The 20,312-nt window shown below is 39.3% G+C and carries 20 protein-coding genes and 1 tRNA gene; 9 read left to right on the plus strand and 12 right to left on the minus strand.

All coding sequences use genetic code 11. The features are described from left to right. Positions 1 to 105: 105 nt before the first annotated feature. Together SB028_RS10305 and dauA are read left to right on the plus strand one after the other, a co-directional pair. A tRNA-Ser gene (locus SB028_RS10305) sits at positions 106 to 193 on the plus strand. Between the two features lie 581 nt (positions 194 to 774). Then, positions 775 to 2,475, plus strand: a complete 1,701-nt coding sequence (gene dauA / locus SB028_RS10310; protein ID WP_069369054.1) for a C4-dicarboxylic acid transporter DauA — start codon at positions 775 to 777, stop codon at positions 2,473 to 2,475. A gap of 136 nt (positions 2,476 to 2,611) precedes the next feature. On the opposite strand, the gene SB028_RS10315 is transcribed toward dauA, so the two are convergent. From SB028_RS10315 to hemA, 6 genes are read right to left on the minus strand one after another with little or no spacing between them, the layout of a single operon-like run. After that, positions 2,612 to 3,535, minus strand: a complete 924-nt coding sequence (locus SB028_RS10315; protein WP_069369053.1) for a TIGR01212 family radical SAM protein — start codon at positions 3,533 to 3,535, stop codon at positions 2,612 to 2,614. 8 nt (positions 3,536 to 3,543) lie between these two features. Further along, positions 3,544 to 4,398, minus strand: coding sequence for a 3-deoxy-8-phosphooctulonate synthase (kdsA, locus tag SB028_RS10320; protein WP_069369052.1), 855 nt, complete (start codon positions 4,396 to 4,398; stop codon positions 3,544 to 3,546). Positions 4,399 to 4,448: 50 nt separating this feature from the next. Beyond that, positions 4,449 to 5,258: an invasion regulator SirB1 gene (gene sirB1 / locus SB028_RS10325; protein ID WP_069369135.1), complete on the minus strand. Its 810-nt coding sequence runs from the start codon at positions 5,256 to 5,258 to the stop codon at positions 4,449 to 4,451. Then, positions 5,242 to 6,090: a peptide chain release factor N(5)-glutamine methyltransferase gene (prmC, locus tag SB028_RS10330; protein ID WP_069369051.1), complete on the minus strand. Its 849-nt coding sequence runs from the start codon at positions 6,088 to 6,090 to the stop codon at positions 5,242 to 5,244. The genes sirB1 and prmC overlap by 17 nt, the downstream gene beginning before the upstream one ends. Beyond that, the gene (prfA, locus tag SB028_RS10335) at positions 6,090 to 7,172 is read right to left on the minus strand and encodes a peptide chain release factor 1 (protein WP_069369050.1); all 1,083 of its coding nucleotides are present in this window, start codon (positions 7,170 to 7,172) and stop codon (positions 6,090 to 6,092) included. Before prfA ends, prmC begins: the two co-directional genes overlap by 1 nt. Before the next feature lie 28 nt (positions 7,173 to 7,200). Then, positions 7,201 to 8,463 (minus strand): glutamyl-tRNA reductase, encoded by a 1,263-nt coding sequence (hemA, locus tag SB028_RS10340; protein ID WP_069369049.1) that lies wholly within the window; start codon positions 8,461 to 8,463, stop codon positions 7,201 to 7,203. Between the two features lie 242 nt (positions 8,464 to 8,705). Here hemA and lolB point away from each other — a divergent pair, with 242 nt between their 5' ends. From lolB to prs, 3 genes are all read left to right on the plus strand, one after another. Beyond that, positions 8,706 to 9,344 carry a lipoprotein insertase outer membrane protein LolB gene (gene lolB, locus SB028_RS10345; RefSeq protein WP_069369048.1) on the plus strand — a complete coding sequence of 213 codons (639 nt, stop codon included), beginning with the start codon at positions 8,706 to 8,708 and terminating at the stop codon, positions 9,342 to 9,344. After that, entirely contained in the window at positions 9,341 to 10,216 is an 876-nt protein-coding gene (gene ispE / locus SB028_RS10350; RefSeq protein WP_069369047.1) for a 4-(cytidine 5'-diphospho)-2-C-methyl-D-erythritol kinase, read from the plus strand. The genes lolB and ispE overlap by 4 nt, the downstream gene beginning before the upstream one ends. 87 nt (positions 10,217 to 10,303) lie before the next feature. Then, a complete protein-coding gene (gene prs, locus SB028_RS10355; RefSeq protein ID WP_036912921.1) occupies positions 10,304 to 11,251 on the plus strand; it encodes a ribose-phosphate diphosphokinase in 948 nt (315 codons plus the stop codon). Positions 11,252 to 11,471: 220 nt separating this feature from the next. Here the strand turns inward: prs and ychH are convergent, their stop codons facing one another. After that, entirely contained in the window at positions 11,472 to 11,750 is a 279-nt protein-coding gene (gene ychH, locus SB028_RS10360; RefSeq protein WP_069369046.1) for a stress-induced protein YchH, read from the minus strand. A gap of 344 nt (positions 11,751 to 12,094) precedes the next feature. Between ychH and pth the strand changes: the two genes are divergently transcribed. From pth to SB028_RS10380, 4 genes are all read left to right on the plus strand, one after another. Then, positions 12,095 to 12,679 carry an aminoacyl-tRNA hydrolase gene (gene pth, locus SB028_RS10365; RefSeq protein ID WP_069369045.1) on the plus strand — a complete coding sequence of 195 codons (585 nt, stop codon included), beginning with the start codon at positions 12,095 to 12,097 and terminating at the stop codon, positions 12,677 to 12,679. 182 nt (positions 12,680 to 12,861) lie between these two features. Further along, positions 12,862 to 13,953, plus strand: coding sequence for a redox-regulated ATPase YchF (ychF, locus tag SB028_RS10370; RefSeq protein ID WP_069369044.1), 1,092 nt, complete (start codon positions 12,862 to 12,864; stop codon positions 13,951 to 13,953). Between the two features lie 215 nt (positions 13,954 to 14,168). Continuing rightward, positions 14,169 to 15,359 (plus strand): tyrosine-type recombinase/integrase, encoded by a 1,191-nt coding sequence (locus SB028_RS10375; protein WP_281110845.1) that lies wholly within the window; start codon positions 14,169 to 14,171, stop codon positions 15,357 to 15,359. Between the two features lie 172 nt (positions 15,360 to 15,531). Continuing rightward, entirely contained in the window at positions 15,532 to 16,149 is a 618-nt protein-coding gene (locus tag SB028_RS10380) for a Fic/DOC family protein (protein ID WP_163761951.1), read from the plus strand. Here SB028_RS10380 and SB028_RS10385 read toward each other — a convergent pair. From SB028_RS10385 to SB028_RS10405, 5 genes are all read right to left on the minus strand, one after another. Next, a complete protein-coding gene (locus tag SB028_RS10385; protein ID WP_006536548.1) occupies positions 16,146 to 16,310 on the minus strand; it encodes a hypothetical protein in 165 nt (54 codons plus the stop codon). The genes SB028_RS10380 and SB028_RS10385 overlap by 4 nt on opposite strands. A 404-nt stretch (positions 16,311 to 16,714) precedes the next feature. Then, entirely contained in the window at positions 16,715 to 17,110 is a 396-nt protein-coding gene (locus SB028_RS10390) for a hypothetical protein (protein WP_163761950.1), read from the minus strand. Between the two features lie 5 nt (positions 17,111 to 17,115). After that, a complete protein-coding gene (locus SB028_RS10395; RefSeq protein ID WP_163761949.1) occupies positions 17,116 to 17,685 on the minus strand; it encodes a hypothetical protein in 570 nt (189 codons plus the stop codon). Positions 17,686 to 18,287: 602 nt separating this feature from the next. Beyond that, positions 18,288 to 18,464 (minus strand): DUF4113 domain-containing protein, encoded by a 177-nt coding sequence (locus tag SB028_RS10400; protein WP_318860141.1) that lies wholly within the window; start codon positions 18,462 to 18,464, stop codon positions 18,288 to 18,290. 43 nt (positions 18,465 to 18,507) lie between these two features. Then, positions 18,508 to 20,310 (minus strand): UvrD-helicase domain-containing protein, encoded by a 1,803-nt coding sequence (locus SB028_RS10405; protein ID WP_163761948.1) that lies wholly within the window; start codon positions 20,308 to 20,310, stop codon positions 18,508 to 18,510. Between the last annotated feature and the right edge of the window lie 2 nt (positions 20,311 to 20,312).

The raw sequence follows: 20,312 nt of genomic DNA on the forward strand, positions 1-20,312 counted from the left end.
GTCAAAAGTTAAAGGAAAAATGCATTTAGCTGTTGACGCCTATGATCCTTTTCCATATAGTAGCGCCCCGTTGAGAGATGTTAAGTACATATCCAACAACAATACGGTGAGATGTCCGAGAGGCTGAAGGAGCACGCCTGGAAAGTGTGTATACGGCAACGTATCGAGGGTTCGAATCCCTCTCTCACCGCCATATTCTAAGAGAGAGCCTAGCTAAATAGCTAGGCTTTTTCTTTTTAGTATTTCTAAAATAGACCTTATCGTCTCCATTCTCTTCACTGAGTTGTTTATCTCCCCATTATTCTTCATTTTTTGATAACATTATTGATAGTATACAACACATTTTTTATTTTATTTTTTTCTTAATCGTTTATTTAATAATTTCTTATCACTTAATAATCTCTGATAATTAATTTTAATGAATCAAAATAACTTATGTAGTTGTTATTTATGTTTATCCGATTTTTATGACATAAAAAAGTTTTTATTATCCTATCTATAAACGACATTTATTCTAAAATAAAACGCTTTTTATAATTTTAAAATAAATTTAAACTTTATTTTCAAGCAAGCAACAGAATAAATACAATAATATACATTGCATTATCTATTTAGGTTAACTTATTAGTTTAATTGATTTTATTTTTGCTAAGCTTTAAGATATACATTAATAATTTGATATATCACATTATTATCAGCGAATAAAAGCGATATCCTTTCTTTTCCTTATCGCCGTTATTCGGCATCTGACTTCTTATTTTGGTTTGATCCTAAATGAAAACTCATAAAGTTAACAGGGTTCGCCCCTTTAGTGCATTTATTGATGCATGTGTAAAAGAGCCTTACTCTTTTGCGCGTTTATTAAAAGATATTATTGCAGGGATCACCGTGGGTATTATCGCGATACCTCTAGCCATGGCTTTGGCTATTGGTAGCGGTGTTCCTCCGCAATACGGTCTTTATACCGCAGCTATTGCCGGTATCGTTATTGCTGTTTCTGGTGGCTCTCGATACAGCGTTTCAGGCCCTACTGCCGCTTTTGTTGTGATCCTTTATCCTGTATCACAACAATTTGGTTTGAGTGGCTTACTAATTGCTACGCTTATGTCTGGCGTGATCTTAGTGGTTATGGGATTAGCGCGCTTTGGTAAGCTCATTGAGTATATTCCCGTTTCTGTTACTCTCGGTTTTACATCAGGGATTGCTATTACAATCGCCACAATGCAAGTAAAAGATTTTTTTGGTCTTGAATTAGCACATGTCCCAGAAACCTATATTGATAAAGTTATTGCCCTAGGCTCTGCATTACCGACTATTCATATTGGTGATACGCTGATTGGTTTGACAACCCTATTTGTTTTAATTTATTGGCCTAAGCTGAATTTACGTTTACCTGGTCACTTACCTGCTTTAATCGCAGGGACTGCGGTAATGGGTATTGTGAATATGTTCGGTCATGATGTTGCGACAATTGGCTCACAATTTAGCTATACCCTTCCTAATGGAACAACAGGACAAGGAATTCCGCCTATACTGCCTCAGTTTGTTTTACCTTGGAATTTACCAAGCTCAGGTACATCACTTGAATTAAATTGGAGCACCGTCTCTGCGTTATTACCCGCTGCCTTTTCAATGGCAATGTTAGGTGCCATTGAATCGTTGTTATGTGCAGTTGTCCTTGATGGCATGACAGGCAAAAAACATCACTCTAATGGTGAATTAGTGGGACAAGGGGTTGGTAATATAGTCGCACCTTTCTTTGGTGGTATTACAGCAACTGCGGCCATTGCGCGTTCAGCAGCTAACGTGCGTGCGGGTGCAACATCGCCCGTTTCTGCCATTGTTCACTCATTGCTAGTATTACTGACTTTACTTGTATTAGCTCCCTTTCTTTCGTATTTACCTTTAGCTGCAATGTCTGCACTGCTGTTAATTGTTGCATGGAATATGAGCGAAGCACGTAAAGTGATTGATCTTATTCGACACGCCCCTAAAGACGATATTATTGTCTTAGTATTATGTTTATCGCTTACCGTTCTCTTTGATATGGTTATTGCAATTACTATCGGTATTGTGTTGGCTTCACTGTTATTTATGCGTCGTATTGCTAATATGACCAAAATAACAGAATCCCCTTATACTGATGATGATAAGCAGTTATTAGTTGTGCGTGTTAATGGCCCATTATTCTTTGCCGCCGCTGAACGTATCTTTAATGAACTACGTGAACGCAGTAAAGGTTACAAAACCGTGATTATGCAATGGGATGCTGTTCCTGTATTAGATGCAGGGGGATTACATGCGTTCCAGCATTTCGTTACTGATGTTAAAGACGATACTCATGTGATTGTGTGTGATATTCCTTTTCAACCCTTAAAAACGTTGGCAAGAGCAAAAGTGACACCGATTGAAAGTACACTGAGTTTCTATCCTTCATTGCAAAAGGCACTGGATGATTTGGAATTAATTCAGTAGTGGTTTAGATTTTTCAGAGAAAAAATTAACGCCTTTAATTAATATTAAATAAAAGTTAAAGGCGTTTTTAATTCTAAGCGTTAATTTGATAAATGATTAACTTCAACCTTTATTGTTAATATAAGAAATAATTCACTTAATAAGGAATAAACGCCTTACCAATTCCACTTCCTTGCACACCCTTTTTTAATAAATCTTGATAAAGTGCATTCATACCCAGCCAATGGTTTTCACACCAGTCAGGCGCTAACAAAGTGGGTTTTCTGGCACTAGCACACACACGATGGTAGATCATTTCAGGAGGTGTATGGCGGATCATCTCACCCGCAGTATAAACATACTGTTCCTGCGTCAATGCATTAACACGCCCTGCTTTCCATGCTTTTGCTATCGTGCTCCCTTCAACAATATGCAAAGGGTGTAATTTAAGTCCATCAGTACCCGTAGCTACAACACGTTCTAAAGTTTGCATATTAAGCTGATGATCTTCACGTGGTAACCCAACAATAAGATGTGTACATACCTTTAAACCTCGCCGACGAGCTTCACGCGTCGTCGCTTGGTAGCATTGAAAATCATGTCCACGATTAATGTGCTTCAATGTTTTATCATGAGCCGTTTGTAAACCGAGCTCCAACCATACTTCATAGCCTTGATCATGATAACCTTGCAATAAATCCAACACACTAATGGGGACACAATCTGGTCGAGTTCCTACACACAACCCGACCATATCTGCTTGTAACAACGCGGTTTCATATAACGTGCGTAAATATTCTACTTCGGCATAAGTACTGGTATAGGCTTGAAAATAAGCAAGATAACGACGTGCGCGGTTAATATTTTTAGCTTGTAATGCCACTTGCTCTTCAATGGAGTGATATTGCGTTTGCTCATCAGCAAAAGAAGAGACATTACAGAAAGTACAGCCTCCCCGCCCCAATGTACCATCTCTATTTGGACAGTTGAAACCGCCATGAAGGGTGATTTTATGGATTTTTTCGTGATAACGGCGCTGAAGATCAGCGCCGAACATATTAACAACGGTATGCAGCTGCATAACACATTTTATTTACTGGTATCTAACTCTGGGAAATTTTTTACCACTTCATCAATCGCTTTAATTTGAGCTAAGAAAGGCTCTAATTTCGCAAGTGGTAATGCTGATGGGCCATCACAAAGTGCATTATCGGGATCTGGATGCGCTTCAAGGAATAATCCTGCAAGACCGACAGCCATACCTGCACGAGCTAATTCTGCAACTTGTGCACGACGTCCACCTGATGCAGCACCAAATGGGTCGCGGCATTGTAGTGAGTGCGTAACGTCAAAAATAACGGGTGCACCTTGAGAAGCTTGCATCATGACATGGAAGCCTAACATATCAACAACTAAGTTATCGTAACCAAAATTGCTGCCGCGATCGCATAGAATAACTTGATCGTTACCGCCTTCTTTAAATTTGTCGACAATATTTCCCATTTGTCCTGGGCTTACAAACTGCGGTTTTTTTACGTTGATCACAGCACCTGTTTTTGCCATTGCTTCAACAAGATCAGTTTGACGTGCTAAAAATGCAGGTAGCTGGATGACATCAACAACTTCTGATACAGGTTGGGCTTGCGCGGCTTCATGAACATCCGTAATAATTTTAACGCCAAAAGTCTCTTTTAACTCTTGGAAAATTTTCATCCCTTCTTCTAAACCTGGACCACGGTAAGAGTGGATTGAAGAACGGTTTGCTTTATCGAAAGAAGCTTTGAATACATAAGGAATATTCAGTTTTTGAGTTACAGTAACGTAATGCTCGCAAATACGCATGGCTAAATCGCGCGATTCTAATACATTCATGCCACCAAAAAGTACAAATGGCAGGTTATTTGCTACCTTGATATCACCAATATTCACCACTTTATGTTGCATATTTATCCCTATATTGTTTGTAATGTACATCGAGTACGTTGCGTAAACTTTTAATGTAAAACAACTGGATGTTGCTCTATCGAATGAATTTGAATTTTGATCATTTCTGAAATTGGATCTTCGGGGCATTGCTCAACAAAATAGTTAAGGTCAGAAATTGCCACATGATGACACTCTAACTGAGCAAAAATAAGCCCACGATCACGTATCTCATAGGGATCTTCAGGATCAAACATCAATACCGTTTCACTGGCTTTCAATGCTTGTTCCATATTCTTTTCTTCCATCAAAGACACTTTTAAAGTATCTAAAAGCTTACGAATAATAGAGCTGTATTCTGATTCTTCTAAATCGGCATCTAATAACACCGAATTACTTCCTACATTCCCTTTTAACCAAACTTCTAGGGTATGTTGTGAGAGATATTCACCATTTATTGGGTTTAAAAATAACGTTTTTTCATTGGGAACATCTATTCTGATGATAAGTTGTGTAGGAAAAATAACGGGAGCTAACGGCAGGTTTAACGCTTGTGCAATATAAATAAGAATCGAACCTAGTGAAACAGGAGAACCTACATGTGTCGCTAATACTTTATCTAACCATAAAGTATCAGAAAGGCAATATTTGCCACTTGCACCACTAAAATGCCACTGCTTATAAAACAATTTTAGCAGTGCATCTATCTGCTCTTTGACGTTTCCTTGCTTAGGAATTTCAGCTTCTGCTTGTTCAACTAACTGTGCCAGTTGATAACCAACAGAAGTAGTTGGAAAATCAGGTCGAATAGCCTGAGAGATAAGGATCATGCCCTTAACTAAAGGAGCTTTATTAAATTCGTAATCAGCTATGGTTTCTATCATAATTCCAACGACCTACTGTCACTCGCTCATTACCGCCATAATCGTGGAAAGTTTCCACACAGCAGTAACCCTTATCAATAAAAATATTACGTACACCTTCACCCTGTTGCCAGCCATGCTCCAGCAATACCCAGCCATTATCCGTTAAAAACTGACGAGCAGTTTCAATGATAATCTCGATATCAGCAAAACCGTTATTACCAGCAACTAACGCGGTTAAAGGTTCAAAACGAACATCCCCCTGATGAATATGCTCATCATTTTCATCTATATAAGGAGGATTACTAATTATCATACCAAATTGATACCCAGAGAGTGAACTAAACCAGCAACTTTCCATAAATTCTGTGTTGTTTAATGCTAAGCGAGTCGCATTCTCTTGCGCTAACGCCACCGCTTCAGCTTGAAAATCGACACCAATGATAGAGCAATCTGGGCGTTCTGATGCCATTGCTAACGCAATAGCCCCTGTTCCTGTTCCTAAATCAAGAATACAAGTTGGCTCTGAAGGCAGTTTTTCTAATGCTTTTTCAACAAGGCATTCTGTATCTGGGCGGGGAATTAATGTTGCAGGTGAGACTTTTAAAGGAAGTGACCAAAATTCTCTTTCACCAACTAAATAGGCAATAGGTTCACCTTTAATACGTCGAGTAAGTAATTGTGATAATTGCGCTAATTCGTCTGACGAAAGTACGGTTTCATTAAAAGCAATTAAATAAGTGCGGGTACGTTGTGTAACGTACCCAAGTAGAATTTCAGCATCACGTTTAGGGCTGTCACTTTCAATTAATTGCAAGGCTGCTTCACGCAGCCATTGTTCATAATTCATTAATTTAACTCAGAAAGTGCAGAAAGCTGATCCGCTTGATATTCGGTCACAATAGGCTGAATTAATGGATCTAATTTTCCTTCCATCACTTCATCTAAGCGATAAAATGTAAGGTTGATACGGTGATCAGTGACGCGACCTTGTGGAAAGTTGTATGTTCTAATTCGGTCAGAACGGTCACCAGAGCCTAATAAGTTACGACGTTCAGAAGCTTCCGCTTCTTGACGTTTTTGTATTTCAGCCGCACGAATACGCGCACCTAATACGGACATCGCTTTGGCTTTATTTTTATGCTGTGAACGTTCATCCTGACATTCCACCACAATTCCTGTTGGAATATGTGTAATACGGATAGCAGAGTCGGTTGTATTAACGTGCTGACCACCCGCCCCAGAAGAACGGAATGTATCAATACGTAAGTCACTTGGACTGATTTCAGGCAATTCCGCTTCTGGCACTTCCGCTAATACAGCAACTGTACAAGCAGACGTATGAATACGACCTTGAGATTCGGTTTCTGGTACACGTTGAACACGGTGACCGCCTGATTCAAATTTCAATACACCATAAGCGCCATCACCAACGACTTTGGCAATGACTTCTTTATAGCCACCATGCTCACCTTCGTTAGCATTCATGACTTCAATACGCCAGCGACGTGATTCTGCATAACGGCTATACATACGGAATAAATCACCTGCAAATAATGCAGCTTCATCTCCGCCTGTTCCCGCACGGATCTCAAGAAAACAGTTAAATTCATCATCAGGATCTTTAGGCAATAACAGCACTTGTAGCTGCTGCTCTAAATCATCGTTTAATGCTTGTGCTTCTTTTAGCTCTTCATGTGCCATCTCTTTCATTTCAGGATCATCAAGCATCATTTCTGCTGTTTCGATGTCGTCTTGCACTTTTCGCCATTGGCTAAAACAAGCCGTGACGTCAGTTAATTGAGAGTATTCTTTTGAAAGCGCACGAAAACGCTCCTGAGAGGCAATAACATCGGCTTCTGACAGAAGAGCCTGAATTTCTTCATAACGCTCTTGTAGAGCTTCCAACTTAGCGACAATAGAAGGCTTCATTCGTAGATTAAGATCCTGTTAGACAAAGTTAATTATGGGTAATACCCAAACTTTCACGTAATAGATTCAGGCGTTCAATATCACCATCACTGGCAGCCTGTTGAAGAGATTTTGTTGGTGTGTGAATAAGACGGTTCATCAATTGATGAGAGAGTTGTTGGATAACTTTTTCTGCATCCGCTCCATTTTGTATCAATGTGATGGCTTTTTCTGTCATTTCTGCACGTAAACATTCAGCACTGTCTCGATATTCTCGAATGGCTCCCACAGCACCTTGTGCCCGTAACCAATCCATAAATTGCCCGCTTTCTTGCTGGACAATATGTTCTGCTTGAATTGCTGCAGCTTGGCGTTGTTCACGATTGTGTTGAATGATCGCTTCTAAATCATCAACGCTATAAAGATAAACGTTATTCAGCTTTTCAACATCTTGCTCAATATCACGAGGAACAGCAATATCCACCAGCAACATTGGCTGATTACGACGTTTTTTCAGCGCCCTTTCAACCATACCTTTACCAATAATGGGTAATGGGCTTGCCGTAGAACTGATGACAATATCCGCTTGTGCAAGGCATTCATCAATCTCTGATAATGTAATAACTTCGGCATCAACTTCATTAGCTAAACGCTGTGCACGCTCTTTTGTTCGATTAGCAATAATGATTTTTTTGACTTGATGTTCACGTAGATGGCGAGCGACTAGCTCTATTGTCTCGCCTGCTCCCACTAATAAAATAGTCAAAGAAGATAACGATTCAAAGATTTGACGCGCTAATGTACAAGCAGCAAAAGCAACAGAAACAGCATTAGCACCGATTTGTGTCTCTGTTCTCACTCTTTTCGCAACTGAAAAAGATTTCTGAAACAAACGTTCCAGCTCTGAAGAGAGCGAGTGATAGCTTTGAGAATCGGCGAAGGCTTTTTTAACTTGCCCTAAAATTTGAGGTTCACCTAATACGAGAGAATCTAAACCACTTGCCACTCGCATTAAATGACTGACAGCTTGATTATCTTGATGCCAATAAACACTGCTTTTCAGTTCATTTGGCTCTATTTGGTGATATTGGCATAACCAACGAATAAGCTGCTCATGGCTATTTTCTTTATCTTCCATACTAAGATAGAGCTCAGTACGGTTACAAGTAGACAGCACGACACCGCCTCTGACAGCGGGTTGCTGTAAGAGATTATTTAAGGCATCACCCATAGTATCGGGAGAAAAAGAGACTTTCTCACGTAAAGCAACGGGGGCTGTTTTATGATTAATACCTAATGCTAATAACGTCATATCAACTATATCGAGTTATGAATAAATACCGCCTCGCGACTTGACTTAGTGTAAACCTAAAACAGCGCATTTAGTATGGACTCTTCATTTCTCCGTCATTCTACTTGATGAACAGATTCAATAAAAGGGCTTACTTGAGTGATAGGAGATTTCTATACACTATTTAACGAAATATCGTTATATCATAAGGTTTATGATACTCTTTTTTTCAACTAATAACGAATTAAAGGAATGTCTCAGCTATGCGTTCACGCTTTTTTTCTACCAAACGACTCCTGCGCCTTATCCCGCTAACGGCGTTGTTGCTGAGTGCCTGTAATCTAAATCAGATAAAGACGCAAGGTTCGGCATCTGATCACGATGTGCAATGGCAAGCTCGCCAACAAGCATTAAAGAATATTTCACAATATGAAACCCGAGGCGCTTTTGCTTATATCGAAGATACGAGTAAAACCTATGCCCGATTCTATTGGCAAGACAGAGCCGACGAACGTTATCGCTTATTGCTTACCAATCCTTTAGGCACCACAGAACTCGATTTAAATGTTATGCCGGGTGTGATTGAAGTTACTGATAATAATGGTAAAAAATATTATAGTGATAATCCTGCTGAAATGATCTACCAACTTACAGGTATGGTTATTCCTCTCAAAAATCTGCGTGCCTGGCTTATCGGTTTACCCGGTGATGCAACTGATTTCGAATTAGATGCTAATCATTTATTAAAATCAGTGACATTACCTACACCTGAAGGCGATTGGATTGTGACTTACCAAGCTTATGATTCAAGTACTTCCCCCAACCTGCCACAGCGCCTTGAATTAAAACAGGGTGAACGCACTATCAAATTAAAAATGGATAACTGGGATATACAGCAATGACACTAAGTTGGCCTTCTCCTGCCAAATTAAATCTTTTTCTCTACATCACTGGGAAACGCCCTGATGGTTATCACAATCTGCAAACGTTATTTCAGTTTTTAGATTATGGTGACACATTAACGATTACACCTCGTGATGATACCCAGTTAACGATTTTAACGCCGATTGATGGCGTAGAAGATAAAGATAATTTAATTATTAAAGCGGCAAAATTGCTGCGTGATTATTGTCAACAACATAATATTGCTTTGCAATATCACGGCGCAGATATCCACGTTGATAAAAAACTTCCTATGGGCGGTGGCTTAGGTGGTGGTTCATCTAACGCAGCAACAACATTAATTGCACTTAACTACCATTGGCAAGCAGGATTAAGTGATGAAATCTTAGCCGAATTAGGCGTTAGCTTAGGTGCAGATGTGCCCGTTTTTGTAAAAGGTCATGCAGCGTTCGCCGAAGGGGTTGGTGAAATTTTGACCCCCGCAGAGCCAAAAGAACAATGGTATTTGGTCGCTCATCCCGGAATTTCCATTCCAACACCGACAATCTTCACAGATCCAGAATTAAAACGTAATTCTCCTATTCGCTCTCTTGGCGCATTATTAAAGGCTCCGTTCGAGAATGACTGTGAAATGATCGCAAGAAAACGTTTTCGTGAGGTTGAATATCTGCTTTCGTGGCTGTTAGAATATGCACCGTCACGCTTAACTGGGACAGGTGCATGTGTGTTCGGTGAGTTCGACTCACAAGTTACCGCTAGTGAAGTGTTAATTAACGCCCCTGAGTGGGTGCATGGGTTTGTAGCGCAAGGCGTCAACATTTCTCCTCTGCATTTATTCCGCTCAAGGATACCTGTGTTATTGCACCCGTAAGATGATGTTTACAAACCTTATGTTCATAAACACGTTCTTTACTGGTCAACAATATCTCTCTCTGGACGCAAGCCTGAGGTTTTTCTCGTGCCCGATATGAAGCTTTTTGCTGGTAACGCAACCCCGGAACTGGCTCAACGTGTTGCCAACCGACTCTATACTAGCCTAGGAGACGCGGCTGTAGGTCGTTTTAGCGACGGTGAAGTCAGTGTGCAAATCAACGAAAACGTACGTGGTGGTGATGTATTTATCATTCAATCAACCTGTGCACCAACTAATGATAACTTAATGGAATTAGTGGTCATGGTTGACGCATTACGTCGAGCTTCCGCTGGTCGTATCACTGCTGTTATTCCTTACTTCGGTTATGCCCGTCAGGATCGCCGTGTTCGTTCAGCCCGTGTTCCTATTACGGCAAAAGTTGTTGCGGATTTCTTATCTAGTGTAGGCGTAGACCGTGTTTTAACCTGTGACTTACACGCAGAACAAATCCAAGGGTTCTTTGATGTACCGGTTGACAATGTCTTCGGCAGCCCAATTCTTTTAGAAGATATGCTTCAAAAAGATTTGGACAACCCTATTGTTGTTTCTCCAGATATTGGCGGTGTTGTTCGCGCTCGTGCTATCGCTAAACTTCTGAATGACACTGATATGGCTATCATTGATAAACGTCGCCCTCGTGCTAACGTTTCTCAAGTTATGCATATTATTGGTGATGTTGCTAACCGCGACTGTATCCTTGTTGACGATATGATCGACACAGGTGGTACATTGTGTAAAGCAGCTGAAGCACTGAAAGAACGTGGTGCGAAACGTGTATTTGCTTACGCGACTCACCCTATCTTCTCTGGTAATGCTGTTGAGAACATCAAAAGCTCTGTTATTGATGAAGTGGTTGTCTGCGATACAATTCCGTTATCAGCAGAAATCAAAGCATTAAATAAAGTCCGCTCATTGACCCTTTCTGGCATGCTGGCTGAAGCAATTCGCCGTATTAGCAATGAAGAGTCAATCTCTGCGATGTTTGAACATTAATTTGTTATAACATTCATTGCAATTTTGAGATAACTAAACCCGCTATAACGATGTTATAGCGGGTTTTTTGTTGTTTTTAGGCAACAAAAAACCCGTTCTCATTAAACGGGCTTATAGGTGTGTACTGCGACGCATAATGGACAACTATTATTCACTAAACATCAGTTTTTAACTTTATTATTATTTTTATTTATTCTGATAATTATCTGTAATAATAACATTATGGATAACGGTGATTGTCATGACGACGATAACGTTCATCATGGTTACGTAACCACCAATATCTTTCTGCTATTGTTTCTCTACCACCGATACGGGCGCCCGCTAACCAAACCAAAGCACCAACAAAAATCCCCATTAAAGAAATATCTGATAAAAACTCAGGCAATCCTAATGGGAAAATATGGGTAAGAAGCGTATAACCAAGACTACCGAGCATGACAATCATCCCCGTAGCCATACATAAATTACCAACTGCAAATGCATGTTTATATTTCATGTTGCACCTCCAAGCGCGTCGTCAGACGATTCAACAAAAAAATACATCGAATAACCTTTTATTCTTTGTAGTTATTATAGCCATAAATACTAAAAAGTTATTGTCGAAGGGATCACACCGTTCTGAAATTTATTGACAAATCTTCACAAAAAATGTGTTTTTTCTTTAAAAAAGAGAAAATAACACTCTTTTTATCCCTTTCGCTCTTTTTGTTAAATTAAATTAAGGACATTTTCTCAGCTTACCGTTTCTAAAAGTCATTCTATATAATCTATTTTGTGCTTCTGAGCTTAGACAGGTAAACTATGTCCTTTCTTTTAAGACGATAACAGTGAAAGGCTATTGTGAGTAAAATTAAACTTATCGTCGGGTTAGCAAACCCCGGTGCAGATTATGCCCAGACCCGCCATAATGCGGGGGCTTGGTATGTTGATTTATTGGCTCAACGTCATCAACAATCTCTAAAAGAAGAGAGTAAATTCTTTGGTTACACCGCACGCATTAATTTGAATGGTAATGATGTTCGATTATTAGTGCCGACTACTTTTATGAACTTAAGTGGTAAAGCGGTACAAGCGATGGCAAATTTCTATCGTATTGAGCTTGATGAAATTTTAGTTGCCCATGATGAACTCGATTTACCTCCTGGTGTTGTCAAAATGAAATTAGGTGGCGGCAATGGCGGGCATAACGGATTAAAAGATATTCAAAGTAAGTTTGCTAATAATCCGAACTTCTATCGTTTACGTATTGGTATTGGTCATCCTGGTGATAAAAATAAAGTTGTTGGTTTTGTCTTAGGTAAACCCCCAATCAGTGAACAAAAATTAATTGATGACGCTATTGATGAAGCACTTTCATGCACAGACATTTTAATGCGTGATGGTTATGAGAAAGCAATAAACCGATTGCATAGCTTTAAAGCGTAATCATGATATTGATAAATTAAGTCATTTTAATATTCCGAGGGGCCCCCTCCCTCTTCTTTTATGCAAATACTCCCGGATGATTTAATCAAACGGGGATTTGCTCTATAATAGCGCCAATTTTTTTAACCGCGCACAACAGGAATACTCCCTCCTGTTGTTTTTATGTGACAAGGTGAACGTTTATGGGATTTAAATGTGGTATCGTCGGTCTGCCTAACGTAGGGAAATCTACACTGTTTAATGCCTTAACTAAGGCAGGTATTGAGGCAGCCAACTTCCCATTCTGTACTATTGAGCCAAACACAGGTGTTGTTCCAATGCCTGATCCTCGCTTAGATAAACTGGCTGAAATTGTTAAACCACAGCGTATTTTACCAACAACAATGGAATTTGTTGATATTGCGGGTTTAGTAAAAGGGGCATCTAAAGGTGAAGGTTTAGGTAACCAATTCCTGACAAATATTCGTGAAACTGAAGCGATTGGTCATGTGGTTCGTTGTTTTGAAAATGACAATATCATTCACGTTGCAGGTAAAGTTGATCCTGCTGAAGATATCGAAACTATCAATACTGAATTAGCCCTTTCTGACTTAGACACCTGTGAACGTGCAATGCACCGCAATCAGAAAAAAGCCAAAGGTGGCGATAAAGTTGCTAAAGCAGAAATGGAAGTGTTAGAAAAATGCTTACCGCATTTAGAAAATGCAGGTATGTTACGTGCTTTAGATTTAACTGAAGAAGAAAAAGCGACTATTCGTTATTTAAGCTTCTTAACGTTAAAACCAACAATGTATATTGCAAACGTTAATGAAGATGGTTTTGAAAACAACCCATATCTTGAAACGGTTCGCAAGATCGCAGAAGCAGAAGGCTCTGTGGTTGTTCCTGTTTGTGCCGCGATCGAAGCGGATATTGCTGAGTTAGAAGATGCTGAACGCGAAGAATTTATGCAAGATTTAGGCATTGAAGAACCTGGCTTAAACCGTGTTATTCGCGCAGGTTACGCACTACTGAACTTACAAACTTATTTCACTGCGGGCGTTAAAGAAGTACGTGCATGGACAATCCCTGTTGGTGCAACCGCACCACAAGCGGCGGGTAAAATCCACACTGACTTTGAGAAAGGCTTTATCCGCGCTCAAACTATCGCTTATAACGATTTTATCACTTACGGTGGTGAACAAGGCGCTAAAGAAGCAGGTAAAATGCGTGCAGAAGGTAAAGAATATATCGTTCAAGATGGCGATGTCATGAACTTCTTATTTAATGTGTAAGCCTACACTTAAGTCTCACACTGTTTCACAAAGTATCACTTAATAAGAAAATAGCATAAAATTCATGATATTAACTGGGTTTTATGCTTTTTTATGTCTCATTAAGTTTCATAAAAGCTCGCGATTAAATGAGTACATAACTGAGTACAACTTATTTATCTTCCCTTTTTAAGTGAGTATAATAATATCAACTTACATAACTAGTTGAACTTATTATGCTTACTGATACAAAATGCCGAACTGCAAAACCTAAAGAAAAACTTTATCGTATCAATGATTTCAACGGTTTGTACCTTGAAGTGAAACCTAATGGTAAGAAAGCATGGCGATTCCGTTTTCAAATAAATGGAAAATCAAGCATGTTCGCATTGGGTAACTACCCATTAGTAACACTAGCTGAAGCCAGATCTAAATGCGATGAGGCCAGAAAACTCGTATCAGAAGGAATTAATCCAACACAAGCTAAGCAACTAGACAAGATCAGAAAAGCGAACGAATCTGCGAATACATTTCAAATCATCGCAAAAGAATGGTTACAAATGAAAGATTGGGCTGATGTGACAAAATATCGTCGCCTTGATATGTTGGAGCGCATTGTATTTCCTTCTATCGGTGCATTACCAATAAGAGAAATTACATCTCACCACATTCTCAAAATATTGCAGCGTGAAGTTCAAAGAGGCGCTCCAACGGTTGCTGCTGAAGCTAAACGGACGATATCCTCGATTTTTGAATTTGCGGTTGCCACATTAAGAGCTGATAGTGATCCAGTATGGGCAATAAGAAAAGCTCTCCCAGCAAACAAAACACAACATAAAAAAGCCCTCACTACGGATCAAATAGGTCAACTACTCAATAACTTTGATAATAGCCGTGGCACCTTTCAACTGAACTATTGTATGTGGTTAATGTGGTGGACGCTTTCTCGTCCATCTGAAGTCGCTGAGGCTGAATGGTCTGAATTCGATCTTGATAATGCACTTTGGACTATCCCAGCTGAGCGTATGAAAGCACGAAGAGAACATATTGTTCCTCTGCCTACACAAGCTATTACGATTCTAAAATCTCTTTATGGTTTTACTGGTAACCGCAAACATTTATTTCCCGGTCGTGATTCTTGCCATAAACCAATGTCCACTAACTCACTAAGGCAATTTCTTAAAACGAGAGGTTGGAGTGGTATATATAGCCCTCATGCGACACGCACAACAGGCAGCACACGATTAAATGAGCTTGGATATAGACCTGATGCTATAGAAGCACAATTAGCCCATATGGACTCAAATAGCGTTAGACGTTCATATAACCATGCAACTTATCTTGAAGAGCGAAAAATCATGATGCAAGATTGGGCTGATAAACTCGATATTTGGGTAAAACGGGCCAACCTTGAATCAAATTCATGATGCATGGGTGTGTTATCTTTGATATATAACGATATTTATGAATTTTTTAGCAAAACCTACAATTTAACCTATACTTAATTAATCCTTTGATTTATAGGTAGTTATTATTTATTTGATGTTTTTAGCATTATAACGTACAAAATTCATCCCCACACCACAAGTACACGCTTATATGAATAAATACGACGTGTTTAACAGCGAAGGAAAATTTGCTGATGGTTCTGATGAAGAAGTGCTAGCTAATAAGCTAGGGCTTTCAAACGTTGATGATATCAATGATGCAGAGCTTGTCCTGTTAGAAAAACTGTATCAAGTCATTTTTGAAGAACAATTTCCCACTGAGCAAATTACCGTATCACTTATTCAGCGTTGGCACCGCCAATGGTTAGGGAATGTTTACGAGTGGGCAGGTCAATTACGCACGGTGAATATTAGCAAGGGTGGCTTTATGTTTGCCCCTGCGGGTCGTGTTGCAAAGTTACTTGCTCAATTTGAAAAAGAGTATCTAGCGATGTACACGCCTTGCATCAATATGAGCCGAGAACAAGTCATAGAGGCTATTGCCACGGTACATGTGGAGTTGATTCTGATACATCCATTTAGAGAAGGTAATGGGCGCTTATCGCGCTTACTTGCCGATGTAATGGCAGTACAAACTGGTTTCCAGCCGTTGGATTATGAAAGTTGGACTCAACACCCCGAGCAGTATATTGCAGCAATCCACGCAGGGTTAAACCTTAACTATGAACCCATGAAATATTGGGTTAGCGAAGCCTTAAAAGAAAGCTAAATCGCCAGTTTCAAATGACCAAACTTCTCACGCTTTGCTTTCATTTCTTCTTCAAGGCGACGAGACTCCTGCCCTGTTTCAATAGCTGTAGAGGTTGCTACCGAACGAATAAGTTGAGTACGAGTTGGTCTTGTTGCTTGAATTAATTCATTCTTTTTCATGGTAGTCTCACTTCAAACTGACGATAGTGCATTTTATCACCGTTAGTTTATATGACAACATAGAACACTTTTCTAATCAAAAATTTTACAGCAGAACAATTTAACCAGTGTGTTGTATCCACCGGTTGAACTCACAGCGAATTGCGGACTTAACACCGTGCTCTATCGATAGCAGCCCCTTATTACGAGATTTCTAGCTTTCCGCTCGATTTTAGAAAAATACCAGCTTTAAATGCCGCCCAAATTAATGCACACAGTAAAAGCTCCTAAAAAAAGCCCCATTTTCAAAACGATACAAAATCAAAAATGTTCATCTGGCTAATGGGACTCAAAACGCTTTGATCACCGCTAAATTGCGAACGCAGCGAATAATTTATCCGTGAGTAGAAACTTGCTAAAAACCATTAGCTTAGCAGTTTTCTCAATAACCACAATTTCCAAACCAACACCCACATGTAGCTGGCAAGCACTATAGATAATATTGTTACGAAGCAATACGCTGTTCGGACCGCATCATACCTATAGAGATCATAATTACTCGAAGCATAAATCAAGAATGATTCTTTGGTGATTTTAATAGCGTCCGGCAGAAAGATAAGCGCCACTGAAAGTGCCATTATTGCCACCGGTAAGGCTTTACTGAAAATCGTGGTAGTTACTAATTGTTTGGCCGCTACATTATCCTCACTATGGCTCTTAGGAGATATTTCTAGGGATTTCGAAATATCTCCATACCAAAGACTAAATAAAATTGCCGAAATGGCCATGAGCAAGCTTGATGCTGAAAGTAAATCACTCATAGGAATCAAGGTTTCGGCTGGACGTTAAACTTGGCACAAAGGCGATTATAGGAAGAAGGTGATATTTCATATGTAGATATGCTTCCCCTCTTCTTTCCAACAGGCGCAAGACTTCCATCAATATCAGAAAGAGCCTTATTCAATTCATCGACTACGTTTTGGCTATTAATAACTACAGTATAATCTTGAGTGTTATTCTGTCGGTCAGCTGCCATTAGTGATGAGCTGAGAGTTCTTTCGATGTGCGCCTTCAATTGATATTGATATTTTGAAATCACAGATCGAATAAGAGATCGACTTTCTGTCAATGTTGTTTGAAACAGACTGCTGACTGTACGCTCGTCGGGGATTGTGCCATTGAATGCCGTTTCGATGAGGAGCAACAGCCGATACTCAAGCAAATCGCTCCCTCGTTTAAATACCTTCTGCCCACGAAACATTGCTAAGTACTCTTGGATAGAGGCAGAAAGGCACGAATTAAGACGAGTATTTAGATCGACAACGTCACAACCTAATATCGCAGATATTTCGGCTTCCTCTGCAGCTGTAAGAGTAAGTTCAGTGGTTATTTGCATATTTTTCTCCCTGTAGTTTCTAACATTTAATTCATACGTGTGCGTGTTTTCATGTTAGATCAGTAAAAATACGCGCAGTTAACTATATGTATGCAATGAACTTATCAGCTTTCTATCAAATACACCATATGGAAAAACGAGCATGCATGTTTTTAAAATCTATTAACTAAAAATTAGATATCATAACAATATGATTTTATTGTCATTTTTTCAGTGTGGTTAATTCTCACTGGTATTACCTTAAAATTACCCCAAAATTTCTAAATTTAAATACGACTGTATACCCATACATTATTAGTCTCTTTACGGTAGGGCCAAGCATAGACGAATAGATGAGAATTTATATGGAAACAGGAGTGGGATCTTTTAATTGAGCTAACGAGTCAAAACACGGAATGGGATAATAAGCTGGTAGAGCCTTCATGCAATGACCGCTGTTGGCACAGAACCATCTATTAAATTCAATTTGCTCCATACCGCCGTCGGGTCAAACCTAAACAATAAAGAAAAGTCCATATTTTTAGGTTTTGTAGTTCTGCTCCCTATTTTTTTACTTATCCAGCTATACGTTTAAAACGTCCAGCCCATTTCTTAGCTTTTAACTACTGGCAATTCAGCAAAATTTGTGTGCAAGCAGGCGATAACATTTCTCTTTTCATTTTGTATCCGCTATCCCCCTTACTTGCAAACCAAACTTTATCCTGCCCACTCTTATTAATGACATCTGATATTTTCATTAACTCATGGCTATTACAAAATGGCTTTTGTGTTGAAAACATATCAATTGGATAACTGAATATCCAAGCTATCAATCCACATTTATCATATTAAATTTGAGTCATATGTAAAATTCAACTGGTGTAGGACTTCTGTAGGCTGACGCGCTCTTCTATATTGACCATAACCAGTCATCCGTCCTGTTTCTGAAATAAGATGTAGGTTCTTTCTAGCTCTAGAGCCAATTACATACAGCAACTTTTTAGCACTTTCAATCGAAGGGTCATTAAAATTCGGAACCAAATCTTGAAGAAGGCCGAAGGATATCACAACATCATATTCACCGCCCTTTACTCCGTGTATTGTTGACACTTTGATACCAGTTCTGGGTTTAAATGCTTTGCGAAACGCCTCAATGTCTGTTGCAAATAATGCATTCTCGTTCCTTAGCCTACAAATCCTATCCTGTGTACTATTGAAGAATGATTCGTGATGCTCCTTTAGCATAGGATATAGCATGAAATCTATTCCCAATTCTCCAAATAGTGCTTCAAAGAATGCTCGAAGATAAGCGATGCCGTCGTCTTCATCTATCGAAATAGAGTTGACAGTCTTTAGAAACTGTTTTGGTGGGATCGAATGAACATCGACAAGTGCAAGTTCCATATCATATAAAATATCAGATGCCCATCGAAGACGCTTAACATACATATTAGGCGATGGCTCTGTTAGGATAACTTGAGTCAACTTGAACCAAAAGTTATCTATATCTCTTGAAAAAGGAACAAGACCAGGTCCATCGAAACTATACTGAGGCAACCTGTTTACCAAGTTACGAGTTAGTGCTGCCAAGTGCATCCACCAAGGTGCAATGACGCATATTTCCTTCTCTAAGATGCCCAGATTTTGAACACTATACTCAATGTGTCGGCTGACTTGCTCCACCAAGTTATCCTTATGAGTAATCTGATCATAGGTAATAATACTGGGATAATCGCGATGTTCACCTTCAGCAACAGTGGCACTAGGGGTGACATTAAAATTACGATAATAATCTATGATCTTTCTAGAGCTTCTATAGTTCTTATCTAATGCCATTGGAGTAAATGACACTTCTGCTAACTGCTCAAGTTCCAACTGTGTTATTGCGTAACCACCGAGCGAACCGTAGATAGCTTGGTTTGGATCACCAACAATGAAGGTTCTCACCCGACCTTGGCTAGCTTTTATAATACTCGCAACAATTGAATATTGTACCTCCTTGGTATCTTGATATTCATCAACAAGAATGTAAGAGAACAAATTTGCCAGTATCTTAGCAATAGATGAATTACTAGATAGAATTTCATGAGCAAAATATAGCATTTGCTCAAAGTCGATTAGGTCATTTTCTGCAAGATGCCTGTGATAATCATCTAATACTCGTCTTGCTAGTGAAATTTTACTTCCAGCGCAAGTTAAAGTTAATCCTCGAGGAGTGTAGAAATGGCTACACTCTCCATATCTAATACGTTCAGTACGAATACTAGAGCATATTTGAGATATTATTTCTTCAGAATCATAAGAGTTAACTATTTTAAATCCGTTTTTCAGCTTGTCATGATATAGGCCATATGGCTTCAATATCCATTCTAAACAAAATGCATGAATAGTACCGATCCACAACTGAGATGTATCTACACCAAGAATTTCAATTCGCTCGCGAATCTCATCAGCTGCTCTATGCGTGTAGGTAATGGCCACAACCCATTTTTTAGGATCCTCTAAACCTGAAAGCTCAGAAGCTATTTTATAGGTAAGAGTCCTAGTTTTGCCACTTCCTGGACATGCAACCAAAAACACATTATTCGGCTCGTTAATCGCTGCAATTTGTTCATCGTTTAGATCACCTTCATCCCACATAAACATGA

The sequence above is a fragment of the Proteus vulgaris genome (assembly GCF_033708015.1).
In the GTDB taxonomy this organism is placed as follows: domain Bacteria; phylum Pseudomonadota; class Gammaproteobacteria; order Enterobacterales; family Enterobacteriaceae; genus Proteus.